The sequence below is a fragment of the Antrihabitans stalagmiti genome, assembly GCF_016482825.1.
GTDB lineage: Bacteria > Actinomycetota > Actinomycetes > Mycobacteriales > Mycobacteriaceae > Antrihabitans > Antrihabitans stalagmiti.
In genome coordinates, this window is record NZ_JAEMNV010000002.1 from 168,430 (window position 1) to 184,135 (window position 15,706).

The 15,706-nt window shown below is 64.5% G+C and carries 14 protein-coding genes; 9 read left to right on the forward strand and 5 right to left on the reverse strand.

Annotation, left to right across the window (positions count from 1 at the left end):
• Nucleotides 1–2: 2 nt before the first annotated feature.
• Nucleotides 3–923: a DUF4073 domain-containing protein gene (locus JGU71_RS05340; RefSeq protein WP_199703012.1), complete on the reverse strand. Its 921-nt coding sequence runs from the start codon at nucleotides 921–923 to the stop codon at nucleotides 3–5.
• 33 nt (nucleotides 924–956) lie between these two features.
• On the opposite strand from JGU71_RS05340, the gene hisN reads away from it, so the two are divergent.
• Entirely contained in the window at nucleotides 957–1,760 is an 804-nt protein-coding gene (gene hisN, locus JGU71_RS05345) for a histidinol-phosphatase (RefSeq protein WP_199703013.1), read from the forward strand.
• A 21-nt stretch (nucleotides 1,761–1,781) separates the two neighbouring features.
• Nucleotides 1,782–2,138, forward strand: a complete 357-nt coding sequence (locus tag JGU71_RS05350) for a hypothetical protein (RefSeq protein WP_199703014.1) — start codon at nucleotides 1,782–1,784, stop codon at nucleotides 2,136–2,138.
• A gap of 76 nt (nucleotides 2,139–2,214) precedes the next feature.
• Here JGU71_RS05350 and JGU71_RS05355 read toward each other — a convergent pair whose 3' ends face one another.
• Complete coding sequence (locus tag JGU71_RS05355) at nucleotides 2,215–2,583, reverse strand: DUF1304 domain-containing protein (RefSeq protein WP_199703015.1); 369 nt, start codon at nucleotides 2,581–2,583, stop codon at nucleotides 2,215–2,217.
• Between the two features lie 111 nt (nucleotides 2,584–2,694).
• Here JGU71_RS05355 and JGU71_RS05360 point away from each other — a divergent pair, with 111 nt between their 5' ends.
• The 6 genes from JGU71_RS05360 to JGU71_RS05385 all read left to right on the forward strand — a co-directional run bounded on the left by JGU71_RS05360 (nucleotide 2,695) and on the right by JGU71_RS05385 (nucleotide 10,970).
• Nucleotides 2,695–4,092, forward strand: a complete 1,398-nt coding sequence (locus JGU71_RS05360; protein ID WP_372433104.1) for an acyl-CoA dehydrogenase family protein — start codon at nucleotides 2,695–2,697, stop codon at nucleotides 4,090–4,092.
• Nucleotides 4,093–4,130: 38 nt separating this feature from the next.
• Nucleotides 4,131–5,363 carry an acyl-CoA dehydrogenase family protein gene (locus JGU71_RS05365; protein ID WP_199703017.1) on the forward strand — a complete coding sequence of 411 codons (1,233 nt, stop codon included), beginning with the start codon at nucleotides 4,131–4,133 and terminating at the stop codon, nucleotides 5,361–5,363.
• Nucleotides 5,364–5,450: 87 nt separating this feature from the next.
• Entirely contained in the window at nucleotides 5,451–7,076 is a 1,626-nt protein-coding gene (locus tag JGU71_RS05370; protein ID WP_199703018.1) for an AMP-binding protein, read from the forward strand.
• A gap of 87 nt (nucleotides 7,077–7,163) precedes the next feature.
• Nucleotides 7,164–8,819: an acyl-CoA synthetase gene (locus JGU71_RS05375; protein WP_199703019.1), complete on the forward strand. Its 1,656-nt coding sequence runs from the start codon at nucleotides 7,164–7,166 to the stop codon at nucleotides 8,817–8,819.
• 53 nt (nucleotides 8,820–8,872) lie between these two features.
• Complete coding sequence (locus tag JGU71_RS05380; protein WP_199703020.1) at nucleotides 8,873–9,409, forward strand: hypothetical protein; 537 nt, start codon at nucleotides 8,873–8,875, stop codon at nucleotides 9,407–9,409.
• Nucleotides 9,410–9,503: 94 nt separating this feature from the next.
• The gene (locus JGU71_RS05385; protein WP_199703021.1) at nucleotides 9,504–10,970 is read left to right on the forward strand and encodes a PepSY-associated TM helix domain-containing protein; all 1,467 of its coding nucleotides are present in this window, start codon (nucleotides 9,504–9,506) and stop codon (nucleotides 10,968–10,970) included.
• Nucleotides 10,971–11,065: 95 nt separating this feature from the next.
• Here JGU71_RS05385 and JGU71_RS05390 read toward each other — a convergent pair whose 3' ends face one another.
• From JGU71_RS05390 to galT, 3 genes are all read right to left on the reverse strand, one after another.
• Nucleotides 11,066–12,703 carry a long-chain fatty acid--CoA ligase gene (locus JGU71_RS05390; RefSeq protein WP_199703022.1) on the reverse strand — a complete coding sequence of 546 codons (1,638 nt, stop codon included), beginning with the start codon at nucleotides 12,701–12,703 and terminating at the stop codon, nucleotides 11,066–11,068.
• An 85-nt stretch (nucleotides 12,704–12,788) separates the two neighbouring features.
• Entirely contained in the window at nucleotides 12,789–13,934 is a 1,146-nt protein-coding gene (gene galK / locus JGU71_RS05395; protein ID WP_199703023.1) for a galactokinase, read from the reverse strand.
• Complete coding sequence (gene galT / locus JGU71_RS05400; RefSeq protein ID WP_199703580.1) at nucleotides 13,931–15,001, reverse strand: galactose-1-phosphate uridylyltransferase; 1,071 nt, start codon at nucleotides 14,999–15,001, stop codon at nucleotides 13,931–13,933. Before galT ends, galK begins: the two co-directional genes overlap by 4 nt.
• Nucleotides 15,002–15,180: 179 nt before the next feature.
• On the opposite strand from galT, the gene JGU71_RS05405 reads away from it, so the two are divergent.
• Nucleotides 15,181–15,591 (forward strand): PAS domain S-box protein, encoded by a 411-nt coding sequence (locus tag JGU71_RS05405; RefSeq protein ID WP_307829512.1) that lies wholly within the window; start codon nucleotides 15,181–15,183, stop codon nucleotides 15,589–15,591.
• The last annotated feature ends 115 nt before the right edge of the window (nucleotides 15,592–15,706 follow it).

A 15,706-nucleotide genomic window follows, 5' to 3' on the forward strand; every position in this document is an offset into this window, starting at 1 on the left:
TGTCAGCTCAAAGCATCCGCCCAGGTCAGTCCGCTGAGCTGACGGATGTCGGGTGATCCGACCGCAAACTCGACGGTGTGGATCACCACGCGCGCAGCGAAATCCAGTGCGTGAATGCGAACCTGATCGTCGGTGACGACGATCCGCAGACCCTGGTTCTGCGAGTCGTCGTGCGCTTGTTCGCCACCGCGGCCGTTCGCCTCCCAGCCGAACTGGACAGCACCCGTGTTGGCGACGGCAAACCCGGCAGGGTCGCCGCCTGCGACGATGCGACGGGTGAACCAGTCGTCGCGGTACAGACTCCAGTGCGTGTGCCCGCTCAGGAACAACACCTCGGGATGAGCTCCGAGAATCTCGAGTAGCCGATCCGCTTCCGCGTAGTCGCGTTGATACACGTTCGGCGCCTGGGTAACCGGGTCGTCCCCCGTCGCAGAAATCGTGCGCGGCAGCACGTGATGGCTCGCGACAAGCACCGGCCCGCGAGTCCGCGGCGCCGCCAATTCGGTTGCGAGCCAACCCAGCTGCGCGTCGCCGAGCACAACCTCGTGGCCACCGCGTTCGCGGCCGTCGATCGAGCCGAGCCGCAACACCCGAACGCCACCGACGTCGTGGGCCGAGTACAACCCCGGCATCGCGGTGTAGTTGCGGAACCGGTTGATCGCCGTCGAACTAGAGCGCCACTTGTGCAGCGGCAGATAGAAGTCGTGGTTGCCGATCGTGAACAGCACAGGCGGATGCGGCGTCGCGGCAAGCCTGGCCGTCAACTCGTCCCACTGCCACCGATAGCCCCGCAACGTGAGGTCGCCGTTGATCAGCAACTGATCCGCTTGCGGAAATTCGGCGAAGGCGGCCAACGCGACGTCGAGGTCGTCCACGTCACCCTGCACGTCGGAGATCACATCGAAGCGGACTGGTTGGCTCATAACCGCAGATTCTGCACCGGTACGGTGACAAACGTGTCCAGCGCCGAGAATTCTCCGTACCGCGCCGACCTCGAGCTCGCGCTCCTGATCGCCGACGCGGCCGACCACATCACTCGCGACCGCTTCGGTGCGCTCGACCTCCGCATCGACGACAAGCCCGACCTGACGCCCGTCTCCGACGCCGACCTCGCCGTCGAGCGAGTGACGCGCGACGCGCTCACGGCACAGCGACCCGACGACGCCGTGCTCGGCGAGGAGTTCGGCGGCACAGTCACCTTCGAAGGCAGGCAGTGGGTCATCGACCCGATCGACGGGACCAAGAACTTTGTCCGCGGCGTGCCGATCTGGGCGACGTTGATCGCGCTACTCGACGACGGCGTGCCTGTCGTCGGGGTCGTCAGCGCGCCCGCGTTGGCGCGTCGCTGGTGGGCTGCCGCCGGTGGCGGCTCGTGGACCAGATTCGACGGTGACGAGGCGAAACAGCTGTCGGTCTCGACCGTCGGCAGTCTCGGGTCGGCGAGCCTGAGTTTCGCAAGCCTGTCGGGCTGGCGAGATCGCGGACTCCGGGACCGGTTCGTCGATTTGACCGACGACGTGTGGCGGGTGCGCGGCTACGGCGACTTCTTCTCCTACTGCCTGCTCGCCGAAGGCGCGTTGGAGATCGCCGCCGAACCAGAAGTCTCCCTGTGGGATCTCGCGCCGCTCGACCTCCTCGTTCGCGAAGCCGGCGGACGATTCACCTCACTCGCGGGCGCGCCGGGCCCACACGGCGGCGACGCGGTTGCAACCAACGGGCTGTTGCACGACGAAGTTCTCACTCGCCTGCGGGATTCGTGACTCGGTTTTAGGCTCAGCGCCATGGAGTTCGTGCGGCTCGTTCTGCTTTTCGTCCACATTCTGGGTTTCGGCGCACTGCTGGGTGGGATGTTCGTCCAGATGTCGGCGGGCGACAAACGGATCAACGGACCGATGCGTGACGGGTCGGGCACCGCGTTTCTCGCCGGCCTGCTCCTTGTCGGCGTTCTCGAAGCCGGCGATTCGACCGTCGATCACGCGAAGGTCGCTGTGAAACTCGGTGTCGGCCTGGTGATCCTGGTCCTCGTCATGGCCAACATCCGCAAGCCGAAGATTCCGGATGCGTTGTTCTACGCCATCTTCGGACTTACCGTGCTCAACATTGCCGTCGCCGTGTTCTGGTCACCGGTGCACAAATAGACAGGGGCGCTTCGCGCCTCGTGAGTCTTTTCGGAGGTCGGGCGCGCCGAAAAGACGCACGAGCGGCGTAGCCGCATCAGAGAACGGCGATGAGCACCAGTGCGATCAACGGGGTGCTGCCCTGCATGATCGCGGCGCGGAAATACTTGGCCCCGCCGACCGCGAGGACGAGCGCGGCGCCGACGATGCTGGCGCAGCCGAACACGACGAGGGCATGACCAGCGTCCCCACCGATGATCAGTCCGACGACGATGCCGATCGCGAGAAACAGGTTGTAGAACCCTTGGTTGAATGCCATGGGCCGCAACACCTCTGCGTCCGCCTGACTGGCTACCGAGAACCGCTTCCAGACCTCGGGCTTGGTCCACAACACGCTCTCCATCACGAAGATGAGCACGTGTAGCGCGGCGGCGATGGCCGCGAAGATTCCGGCTGCGATGGGCATGTGACAAGGCTCTCACAACCTGGTGCCGAATTCGCTTTCATCGCAGATGCTCGACGCCGTACCTTACTCTGGAGTAAGATAGCTACCGACCATGCCGGCCACCGAGAAATGGTGATCATGAGTAAGCAGAAAAGCGCGACGAAGCGCAGGCCCCGCGACACGTCTGCGGTTGGCCTCACCCCTACGAAGCGGGATTGGATGGGTGCGGCAATGCGCGCCCTGACAACCATCACCGGATCGGAACTGGCTCAGAAGTACAAGCTGAGCGATCCGATCAACCGCGTCACCTACGAAGGCACGAAGACCGGCTTCCGCACCCTCGGTGCCGCGACTCGCGCATTCGAGAAGGTCGCAGGAAACGGCAAGCCGAACCGCCTCCCCGCGTCGGCAACCAAGGGCGCCGACTACTTCGACATCACCCCTGACGAAGATCAGAAGATGATCGTCGAGACGGTCAAGGAGTTCGCCGCCGAGATCCTGCGTCCCGCCGCGCACGACGCGGACGCAGCGGCAACAGCCCCGAAAGACCTGCTCGAGCGCGCCGCCGAACTCGGCATCACGCTCATCAACGTTCCCGAAGAGCTCGAAGGTGCAGCCAGCGAACGTGGCGCAGTCACGAACTCCCTTGTCGCAGAAGCACTTGCGCATGGCGACATGGGTCTCGCACTGCCGATCCTCGCACCGAGCGGTGTTGCCGTCGCGCTGACCCAGTGGGGTTCGGAGACGCAGCAGAAGACCTACCTCCCCGCCTTCACCGGCGAGAACGTCCCAGCAGCAGCGGTCGTCGTGTCGGAGCCGCGTGCACTGTTCGACCCGTTCGCGTTGCAGACCAAGGCCGTTCGCTCGCCGAGCGGCTACAAGATCAACGGCGTCAAGAGCCTCGTTCCCGCTGCGGGCGATGCGGAACTGTTCATCGTCGCGGCAGCACTCGACGGTCGCCCGACCTTCTTCATCGTCGAGGCGAAGTCCAAAGGCGTTGTCATCGAAGCAGATCCGAGCATGGGCTTGCGAGCAGCAGGCCTCGGTCGCCTGATCCTCACCGACGTCGCCGTCTCCGAATCCGCGATCCTCGGTGACAGCGATGCCGACGAGCGTGCGCACGAATACGCCGACGCGATCCGGCTTTCCCGGCTGGGTTGGGCGTCGATGGCGGTCGGCACCGGCCAGGCCGTGCTCGACTACGTCATTCCCTACGTCAACGAGCGCGAAGCGTTCGGCGAGCCGATCAGCCATCGTCAGGCTGTCGCATTCATGGTGGCCAACATCGCCATCGAACTCGACGGTATGCGTCTGGTCACGCTGCGTGGCGCTTCCCGCGCGGAGCAAGGCCTGTCGTTCGCACGTGAAGCGGCGCTCGCGCGTCGTCTCGCATCCGAAAAGGGCATGCAGATCGGCTTGGACGGCGTCCAGCTGCTCGGCGGCCACGGCTTCACCAAGGAACACCCGGTCGAGCGCTGGTACCGCGACCTTCGAGCCATCGGCATCGCCGAGGGCGTTGTCCTGATCTGACGCCGTCGCTGCTGCTTGCCTACTAAGGAACCCCAAACATGATCAATCTCGAAATCCCCAAGAAGCTGAAGTTCTCGGCCAACCAGGCCCATCAGGTCGCGACCGAGATCTTCCGCCCCATTTCCCGCAAGTACGACCTCGGAGAACACGACTACCCGGTCGAGCTCGACACGATGGCCGCCATGATCGAAGGCCTCGGCGACTCCGGCACGCAAGACATCGGCGGCGCCGCCGGTGGCCGCAGCGACGAGACCGCCGAAGACAAGAAGCACGCGACGGAGCTGCTCGGCAACTCCAACGGCGGCAACATGTCTGCACTGCTGAACGCACTCGAAACCTCGTGGGGCGACGTCGGCCTGATGCTGTCGATCCCCTACCAGGGCCTCGGCAACGCCGCGATCGCAGCGGTTGCCACCGACGAGCAGCTCGGCCGCTTCGGCAAGGTGTGGGCCTCGATGGCCATCACCGAGCCGAGCTTCGGCTCCGACTCGGCAGCTGTCAGCACCACTGCGGTGCGCGACGGCGACGAGTGGGTCCTCAACGGTGAAAAGATCTTCGTCACCGCCGGTGAGCGCTCGACACACATCGTCGTCTGGGCGTCGGTCGACAAGAGCCTCGGCCGCGCGGCGATCAAGTCGTTCGTCGTACCGCGTGATGCTTCTGGCCTCTCGGTCGCACGGTTGGAGCACAAGCTCGGCATCAAGGCGTCCGACACCGCGGTGCTGCTGCTGCAGGACTGCCGCATTCCGGCGGACAACATCCTCGGTAGCCCGGAAGTCAACGTGGAGAAGGGCTTTGCCGGGGTCATGCAGACCTTCGACAACACCCGTCCGCTCGTGGCAGCCATGGCTGTCGGTGTCGCACGCGCAGCGCTGGAGGAGCTTCGCAAGGTCCTCACCGATGCCGGCGTCGAGATCGACTACGACGCACCCGCCTACACCCAGCACGCGGCGGCAGCCGAGTACCTGCGTCTCGAAGCCGACTACGAGTCGTCCTACCTCCTGTCGCTGCGTGCAGCGTGGATGGCGGACAACAAGAAGCCGAACTCGCTGGAGGCCTCGATGTCGAAGGCCAAGGCAGGCCGCACCGGCACCGACGTCACGCTCAAGGCCGTCGAGCTTGCGGGCGCTATCGGCTACTCGCAGCGCACGTTGCTCGAGAAGTGGGGCCGCGACTCGAAGATTCTCGACATCTTCGAGGGCACACAGCAGATTCAGCAGCTGATCGTGGCTCGTCGCATCCTCGGAAAGTCGTCGGCGCAGCTCAAGTAACAGTCTTCGCCGGACACGCTGCACCCAATCGGGTCAGGTTGCATCCAATTGGGTGCGGCCTGACCCGATTTCGTGCATTCTGACGCGATGGCTCTTCAGCGCGTCGCGGCGCAATTGTCCGAAACGGTCGGTGCCCTCGGCGCGATGCGGCGAGCCGGGTTGGTGTCGTTCGGCAAGCTCGGCCACGCCGCCGTCACGGCAAAGGCGGCGCGCGCATACGGACCGCTCGCAGGCCCGATCCATGCCCACGCGATCAACGGGATCGACCGCGTTGCCCTGATCGACGATCTCGGGTCACTCACCTATCCCGAACTCGACCAGCAATCGAACGCACTCGCGCGCGCCTGGCAGGAAGCCGGGTTCGACGACACCTCGGTCATCGCGTCGATCTGCAGAAACTCACGGTGGTTCGTCCTCGTCGGTTTGGCGTCCGCGAAGCTCGGCGCTCGACTCGTCCTGATGAACACAGGGTTCGCCGCGCCGCAACTTGCCGCTGTCGCGGAGCGCGAGGGGGTCGGCGTATTCGTCTACGACGCCGAATTCGCGGCCCTCGCAGCAGCGCTACCTGCGACGACGACCAAATATGTCGCGTGGGTCGAGGACCCGACGGACGACCCGTCGTTGGAGCACCTCATTGCAGGCCAGCCCACGAATCCGCTACCTCCGCCCGCCAAGGCCGGCGTCGCCACTCAGCTCACCAGCGGCACCACCGGTACGCCGAAAGGTGTTCCGCGAGCGGTGGTGTCACCGCTTGCCTCGGCTCAGATCCTCGACCGCATCCCGTTGCGCACCGAGCAGACGATGTTCGCGGCGGCACCGGTATTTCACGCCACCGGGCTCGGCCTGATGGTGATGGGCTTCGCGCTTCGCAACACGATCGTGTTGACCCGCCGCTTCGAGGCTCGCGATGCACTCCGCATCATCGCCGAGAACCGTTGCGACACTGTGATTGTCATTCCGACCATGCTGCAGCGAATCGTCGACCTCGGTCCCGATGTGATCGCCGAATACGACACGTCCGCACTGAAGGTCGTGTTCGCAGCGGGTTCGTCCATCTCCCCCGATCTGAGTCGTAAGACGTCGGAATACCTGGGTGAAGTCCTCTACAACCTCTACGGCTCGACCGAGTGCGCCGTCGTGACGGTCGCAACCCCGGCCGACCTCAAACGCTCACCGGGAACAGCCGGGCTGGCACCGGTGACCTGCCGTGTTGCTCTCTACGACGACGCCGGAACCAAAATCACCGAACGCGGAACGGTCGGCAGGATCTTCGCCGCCAACGGCGCGAGTTTCGCGGGCTATACCGACGGGCGCGACAAGGAACGGATCGACGGTCTGCTTTCGACCGGCGACCTCGGCCATTTCGACGACAACGGCATGCTGTTCATCGAGGGCCGCGACGACGACATGATCGTCTCCGGTGGCGAAAACGTCTATCCGATCGAGATCGAGAACCTGCTCGCCGACCGCACGGACGTGCTCGACGTGTGTGTCATCGGCGTCCCCGACCCGGAGTTCGGTCAGCGGCTGCGCGCCTTCGTCGTCGTCGCCCCCGGCTTCGAGCCCGATCCGCAAGGCCTCAAAGATCACGTGAAGGCACACCTCGCGCGCTACAAAGTACCGCGTGACGTGGTCTTTCTCGACGAACTGCCACGCAACACCACCGGCAAACTCCTACGGCGAGTGCTTGTGGAGATGAACGAAAACCCCTGACCGCGGCCTTTGCTAGTCTGCGTTTGCTCACATTCTCATGACAACGCGGTCATCCTCGAGAATTCGAGGTCCGCCGGAGGTACCGACGTGACTGGATCTTTGCCCTCACCGTTAGCGAAACTTCGCACGGTCGGCGACCTCGTTCAGGGCGTCGGCGTCCTGCGACGCCGCGGAATGTTCAATCCTCTCCGTCCCGACGAGGCACTCAAGTCGACTCGCGACGCGCTGAAATTCGGCCCGACTGCCGGAGTCGTGATGCACGGCGTCCGTCGCCATGCCGCCGCACCGGCCATCGTCGACGAGCGTGGCTCGGTCAGTTTCGGTCAGCTCGACAAGCAGTCCAACGCGCTCGGCCGCGGTTTGCAGGCCGCCGGTGTCAAGGAGGGTGACGTCGTCGCCGTTCTGGCTCGCGACCACCGTGGCCTCGTCCTGACCATGCTTGCCGCGGGCAAGATCGGCGCACGCCTGGTGCTGATGAACACCGGCTTCGCCAAGCCACAGTTCGCGGACGTCAGCAAGCGCGAAAACGTCAAGGCCGTGCTGCACGACAGCGAGTTCATCGACCTGCTCAGCGCCATCCCGACCGAGATCCCGCGTGTGCTCACGTGGGTCGACGAACAACACGAACTTCCTGCCGACTCGAAGACGATCGAAGACCTCACGGTGGGTCGCTCGACGGACGGCATCGCGGCTCCTGCCAAGCCCGGCGGCATGGTGATCCTGACCAGTGGAACCACCGGAACGCCGAAAGGCGCCCCGCGCGACAAGGTTTCGCCGTTGCAGTCGGCACAGTTCCTCGATCGTGTCCCGCTCCCCCAGAACGAGACCATGTTCATGGCCGCGCCGATCTTCCACGGCACCGGCCTCTCGCAGTTTCTGCTCGGCCTCTCCCTCGGCAACCGCATCGTGTTCCAACGCCGGTTCAACCCGGAAGCGACCGTGCGCGGCATCGCCGAGAGCAAGGCGACCGCGCTCGTCGTAGTACCGACCATGCTGCAGCGCATCATCGACCTCGATCCCGCGATCCTCGCCAAGTACGACACGTCGTCGCTGAAGGTCATCTTCGCAGCAGGCTCGTCGCTGTCGCCCGACCTCTGCAAGCGAACCAGCGAGATCTTCGGTGACGTTCTCTACAACCTCTACGGCTCCACCGAAGTTGCCGTCGCAACCGTCGCAACTCCGCAGGACCTGCGCACCGCCCCCGGCACCGTCGGCAAGCCGCCGGTCGGGTGCCGCGTTCAGCTCTACGACGCGGATCGCAACAAGGTCAGCACGCCGCACACCATCGGCACGATCTTCGTTTCGAGCGGCCTGAGCTTCGCCGGGTACACCGACGGCCGCAACAAAGAGATCGTCGACGGAATGTTGTCGAGCGGCGATGTCGGCCATTTCGACGAGAACGGCCTCTGGTTCGTCGACGGCCGTGACGACGACATGATCGTCTCCGGTGGCGAGAACGTCTTCCCGCTCGAGGTCGAGAACCTGCTCGCCGATCGCGCCGACGTCCACGACGCCGCCGTTGTCGGCGTCGACGATCGCGAGTTCGGAAAGCGCTTGCGCGCCTTCATCGTTCCTTCGCCGGACGCAAAGCGCGACGAGAAGGAGATCAAGGAGTACGTGAAGAACAACCTCGCGCGCTACAAGGTCCCTCGCGAAGTTGTCTTCCTCGACGAACTGCCGCGCAACGCCACCGGCAAACTGCTGCGCAAAGTCCTCGTCGACATGGACGTTTCGACCGACTGATCTGCAGGTCCCGGCGTCGTTGCGAACAGCAAACTGCCGGTAAAGTCCTCTCCGTGAATTCGGCAACCGGCGTGACGCGTGTTCGTGGCGCGTCCGTCGGTGCCGTTTCGGGATCGTTTTCCCTCGCGGCACACGCTGCTGCGTCCAGCGAGGCGCCACCCGAGGGCGCAATCACGTTGTTGCTCGCCGTGAGTGCGGGTCTCGGTGCTCTTGTGGCCGCCGCGTCGAAGAGACACCGATCGTTGCTGGAGAGCTCTGGAGCGCTGGTCGGAGCACTTGTCCTCGGTCAGGCGCTCGGTCACCTCACGCTGTCGGTCGCGTCCGACCATCACCACGGTCCGTCGCTGACACCGGCCATGCTCGGCGCCCACGCGGCAGCCGTTGCGGCAATCGCCGTCGTCATCCGCTACGCCGAACAGGGCTACCGGGTTGCGGCCAATACGCTCGCCCGGATCGTGCCCCGGCTCGTGGCACCTGGACCGATCGCGGGCCCGGCCCGCGGGTTCGACACCGATTACCGCGATCACATCATCGCGCGCCTACTCGTCGCACCTACGCTGCGCACCCGGGCACCGCCCGCCCTCGGCTGACCAGATCGAAGTCCATTCACCTCGCTTCGAGGTAACTCTTCCCTGCGCGAACGAGCGCACAGCGCTGCGCGCACACAGCTGAATCGAGCATGTTGTGACGACCCCTGAACTCGACCGGGACGTACCGGTCGAGCAACCTTCCGCACCTCCACGAACCCCGAAATCCACGACCGGATCCAGATCCACCCTTCCCGCCTGGCGCGGCCTGATCTACCGCTTGCATTTCTACGCGGGAATTGTTGTCGCACCGTTCATTCTGATCGCCGCGCTGAGCGGCGGCCTCTACGCGATCGCTCCGACGATCGAGAACATCGCCTACCGCGACTACCTGCACGTCGACTCGACCGGACCTGACGTTCCCGTCGATCAGCAGGTGCGCGCGGCCGAACAATTGCGACCCGACCTCGAACTCGTCGCGGTCCAGCCCGCGACCGAATCGGGTGCCACCACGCGAGTCCTCTTCGCGGACCCCACACTCGGCGAATCCGAACGGCACGCGGTGTTCGTCGATCCGACGACAGCGAATCCGGTCGGCGAATCGACCGTGTACGGCAGTTCCGGCGCACTACCTTTCCGGGCGTGGGTCGGCCAACTGCACAGACATCTGCACCTCGGTGAGCCTGGCAGGCTGTACAGCGAATTCGCGGCGTCGTGGATGTGGGTGATCGCGCTGGCAGGGCTTTTCCTGTGGGTCGTTCGCTACCGCCGGCGGCGCGTCGCCAACGCTGCAGAGGCCAGGTTGCTGACCCCCGGACGCGGCGGCAAGGGGCACTCTCGGACCGTCAATTGGCATGGTGCGGTCGGTGTCTGGATTCTGCTGCCGGTGCTGTTCCTCTCGGCGACCGGCCTCACCTGGTCGACCTACGCGGGCGCGAACGTCGACGAGATGCGGGCCGCGCTCAACTGGAAGACACCCGTCGTTGATTCCAGTTTGAGCACCGCAACCAGCGCGCCACCGGCACACGGTGACCACGGCGGTGCGACGGCAACCGGCACCGGTCCGTCGGAAACCACTGTTGCGCAGCTCGACTCGGTGCTTCGCGTTGCCAGAGCCAACGGTATCGACGGACCGGTGGAGGTCAGCATTCCCGCCATCGCGGACACCGCGTTCGTCGTGAAGGAACAGCGGCTGTCCGGCGTCTTCGCAATCGATTCGGTTGCAGTCGACGGCGCTACCGGACAGATCACCGACGAACTGCGATTTGCCGAATGGCCACTCGCCGCGAAGCTGTCCTCGTGGGGCATCCAGTTGCACATGGGCATGATGTTCGGTGTGGCTAACCAGCTGTTGCTGCTCGCGGTGATCGTCGCCCTGGTCAGCGTGGTGATTCGGGGCTACGTCATGTGGTGGCGGCGCCGCCCGACCCGCGGTTCGACGCTCGCCGTCGGCAGAGTTCCCACCCGCGGCTCGATTCGCAAGATTCCCCCACTCGGTATCGCTGCGATCGTCGTCGTCGGTCTCGGCGTCGGCTATTTCGTACCTCTGCTCGGCCTCGGGCTGCTTTCGTTCCTGTTCGTCGACCTCACAGTGTCGGCCTACAAGTGGGCGGCATCGGCGTAGCACGGGCGAAGAACACACGACCGCGCACCCGCTGGATGAGGGCGGGTGCGCGGTCGTTGTGCTTCGGTCGAGTCCGAAGGCTCAGCGCAGCACGATCAAACCAGCGAGGTGATATCCAGTTCGCCCTCGCCGTACTGGGCGCGCAGTCGCTTCTTGTCGAATTTGCCGACGCTGGTCTTCGGAACCTCTTCGATGAAGGTCCAGCGTTCGGGCAACTGCCACTTGGCGACCTTGTCGGAGAGGAAGTCGCGCAACTCTTCCGCGGTTGCGGCTTGCCCGGGCGACAGTACGACGCTCACCAGCGGCCGCTCGTCCCACTTCTCGTCCGGCACCCCGATCACAGCGGCTTCGGCAACGGCGGGATGGGACATCACCGCGTTCTCGAGGTCGACGGAGGAGATCCACTCGCCGCCCGACTTGATGACGTCCTTCGAGCGGTCGACCAGGGTGAGGAATCCCTTGGCGCTGATCTTGCCGACATCGCCGGTGCGCAGCCACCCGTCGTCGAACTTGTCGGGATCGATCGTCGCACCGTCGGGTGAGTAGTAGGACGCGGTGATCCACGGACCGCGGACCTGCAGCTCACCGAGTGCCTCACCGTCGTTGGCGACGACCGTGCCGTCGTCGTCGACGAGACGCGCCTGGACGTTGGACGGGAAGCGGCCCTGGGTGTAGCGGTAGGGCCACGCTTCCTCGTCGGACAGTCCCGCGGGCGGCCACGCGACGCTACCGAGCGGCGAGGTCTCGGTCATTCCCCACGCGTGCAGGATGTCGACGCCGTGCTTTTCCTTGAAGGCATGCATCAGCGACGGCGGAACTGCCGAGCCGCCGACGACCACGTTGCGCAGATGGGTGATGTCCTGTGGGTTCGCATCCAGGTGTTGCAGCAGACCGAGCCATACGGTCGGAACCGCAGCGGCGAACGTCGGCTTCTCGGCGGCGAGGATCTGAGCGATGGGGCCGGGCTGCAGAAAGCGGTCGGGCATGACGAGCGATGCACCGACCATCAGCGCCGCATGCGGCAGACCCCACGACATAGCGTGGAACATCGGAACGATTGCGAGGGTCTTGTCCGCGTCGGAAAGCGCCATGCCGTTGGACGTGCAGACCTGCATCGAATGCAGGTACATCGACCGGTGCGAGTAGACGACGCCCTTGGGATCGCCGGTCGTCCCTGATGTGTAACACGCTGCCGCAGGGGCTCTTTCGTCGATCTCCGGCCACTCGAAGGTGTCCGGCTGTGCCGCGAGCAGGTCGGTGTAGGAGTGCACCTCGACACCGGCCGGTGCCTCGAGCGCACTCGCGTCGCCGTTGGCAACGATCACGTGCTGAACCGTTTTCAACGACGGCAGATATTTGCCGAGCAGCGGTATCAGGGTGCCGTCGACGATGACGACCTTGTCCTCCGCGTGGTTTGCCACGAAGATCAGCTGTTCGGGGAACAGCCGAATGTTCAGTGTGTGGAGAACGGCGCCCATCGCCGGAACGGCACCGTAGGCAGCCATGTGCTCGTTGTTGTTCCACATGAAGGTGGCGACGCGATCGCCCTCGCCGACGCCGAGTCCTCGCAGGCCGTTGGCGAGTTTGGCAGCCTCGACGCCGAGTTCACCGAACGTCATCCGTCGCAGGTCGGTACCCGTCCACGTGGAGACTTCGGAATCGCTGTGAAAGGTAGTGCCGTACTTCAGCAGTGTCGCCAGAGACAGCGGCTCGTCCTGCATTGTGCTGATCATCGATTAAGGCTCCTCGGTGTGTGTGACGCACGCCTCGTGAATATTGCCAGTGACCCCCACCCCCCGCCATACCCCACCCCGGTCGCTACCGAACACGACGGGCGGCCGCCGCTGCCTCTGCCACGAGTGTTCGCGGATCGGCAAACCCGGCGGATCGGAATGCCGCTGTGACAGCGTGGTCGATCGCAGCGACGTCGGCCACCTCGACCAGCGCGATGACGCTACCTCCGAAACCACCTCCGACCAGGCGGGCACCGTACGCGCCCGCTGCGGTCGCCACGTCGACCGCTGTGTCGAGTTCGGGCGTGGAGACTTCGAAATCGTCACGGAGCGAGGCGTGCCCCGCAGCGAGCATCGGCCCGATGATGCGAGGGTCCGCGCTTGTTGCCAGCGCATCCGCGATTGCAAGCACCCGAGCATTTTCGGTGACGACGTGTCGTGCTCTGCGCTCGAGCAGGGTTGGCAGTCCGGCCAGATCGTCGGTGTTGTTCACCTCCCGCAGCGATCCGACGCCGAGCAGCGCCGCGGCCCGTTCGCATTCCGATCGGCGCTCTGCGTAGGCGCCCGCGGCGAGTTCGTGTTTGGTCGTGGTGTCGATGATCAACAGTGCAAGTCCTCGCTCGGCAAGATCGAACGGCACCTGCGTGCGGTGATCGTCGGCGAAGTCGAGAAGCATCGCGTGGCCCGTCGTGCAGTGCATCGCCGCGGACTGGTCGAGCTTTCCGGTCGGTGCACCGACGTAGAAGTTCTCGGCCGTGTGCGCGATGTCGACGAGTTCGTCGCGCGTGACCCCGAGGGAGAACAGATCCGAGACGGCAAGCGCGACAGAGCATTCGACTGCAGCCGAAGACGAGACGCCCGCCCCGATCGGCAGCTCGCTGTCGAGCAGTAGGTCGATACCTCCGATCGAGTGACCGCGACGAAGGAACTCGTTGACGACGCCGAGCGGATACCGCGCCCAGCCGTCGACGTTCGCGCTGCCGAGTTCGACGATCGATACACCGAGGACCTCACCCGGATACTGCTGCGATGCCACGCGTACCCGGTCGCCTGCACGAACCGCGGCGTAGCAGCGCACAACTTGGGGCAGTGCGATAGGAAGTGCGTAACCGCGGTTGTAGTCGGTGTGCTCGCCGATCAGATTCACCCGGCCGGGAGCGTCCCACCTGCCATCGGCACTGCCGCCGAACGCAGCCGCGAAGGCAGCGGCGGCGGCGGGGTCGGAGGTCATGGCGTCACCGCGCGAAGTTCGGCTGCGACGTTCTCCGGTGTCGTGTCGCTGATGAAAACGCCCATACCCGATTCTGCGCCTGCCAGATATTTGAGCTTTCCCGGTGCCCGGCGAATCGAGAAGATCTGCAGATGCAGCCACCAGAAGTCCTCGGCACCTTTCGGAGCCTGATTCCACGCAGCGATATACGGCATCGGCTCGTCGAAACGCCGCTCGAATCGACCAAGTACGTCGAGATACAACTCGGCGAAACGGGTGCGCGCGTGGTCGTCGAGTTCAGGAATGTCTGCGACGCGGCGATTCGGAAACAACAACACCTCGTACGGCCAGCGCGCAGCGGTCGGCACGAATGCCGTCCATTCGTCGTTCGCGCACACAACTCGAACACCGGAGTCCCGCTCGGCCGCGAACATATCGCCGAACAGATTGCGGTTGTGCTCGTCGCGATAACGCCGTGCGTTGGCTTCGATCTTTGCCGCACGTGGACTGGTGAACGGAAGCGCATAAATTTGTCCGTGCGGGTGCGACAAGGTCACCCCGATCTCTGCGCCGAAGTTTTCGAAACAGAACACCTGCGATACCGCGGGCATCGCCCGCAGCGCCGTCGTCCGTTCCGCGAGCACGTCGATCACCATGCGGGTGCGCTCGACGCCGAGTTGCGCGGAGGTCGTGTCGTGTTCGCTCGAGAAGCACACCACCTCGGACCTGCCGGACTTTTCTGTCGGGCTGGTTGGCGCCGAACCAGCGACGTGGTCGGCGAGGGCGGACGAGTGGGTAGATACGCCGGGGAGGGCAGCAAAGCGGTTTTCGAAAACGACAACCTCGTAGTCGGACGCCGGAATTTCCGTCGGACTGCCCGGGCGCGACGGGCACAGGGGACATTGTGTCCGGTCCGGCAGTTGTGTTCGGGTTTGGCGGTGTGCGGCGATTACGACCCATTCCCCGAGAAGGCGATCGAATCGTATTTCGGAATTGACATTGCGATCCGGCAATTGCCTGACATCGATCGAATCGGGGCGCGTGTGTTGGACCGCGTCGAAATAGAGAATCTCACGTCCGTCCGCCAACCTCCGACCAGTCCGAATCATTCTTCGCATTCCTTTCGGACCTGTTTCTTCCAGTCATGGGTGACGTAACAAGTTGTACAGTCGACCACATAAAGGAGCTGGACACCGAACGTGTTCAATCGTGCAGTACGCGGCGAGTCTCGCGGCCGAATGCACCATCGCAGCAAGGACCCGACATCGTGCGCGAGCGTAGAGGACCACATCCGGATACACCGCAGGGCTACCTCGCGCAGCTGCCCGCACTCGTCCTGCTCGACAGACTCCCAGTCCCTCTGCTTGCCGTCAGCTACGACGGTGTGATCGTGCATGCCAATCCCGCATTCGAAGAGATGCTCGGCTACGAGACAACGGTGTTGCACGACCAACCGATCGAGACCGTCATGGAGACTGCGGACACACCTCGGACCGCGACGAGCAGCCTTATGTGCGGCCACCGTGGGCGCGTCATCACGTTGCGGCACGTCGACGGATCGGCTGTGCGCGCGGTGGCGAGCGAGTCGGTGTTGATGCGGAAGGACGACCCGCTCTCGCTGGTGGTGTTTCACGACATCACGGAGCAATTGTGGATGGCGGGCGCCGACCATCTCTAGCCGTTCGAGGCCATCGGACTGATTGGTTTGTTACTCCGACCGAGTATCGAAAAGGTCACGAATGTGTCACACTCTTATTTGGGTGTGGCATAGGCCACTCCCGCGGGTCGAGTAA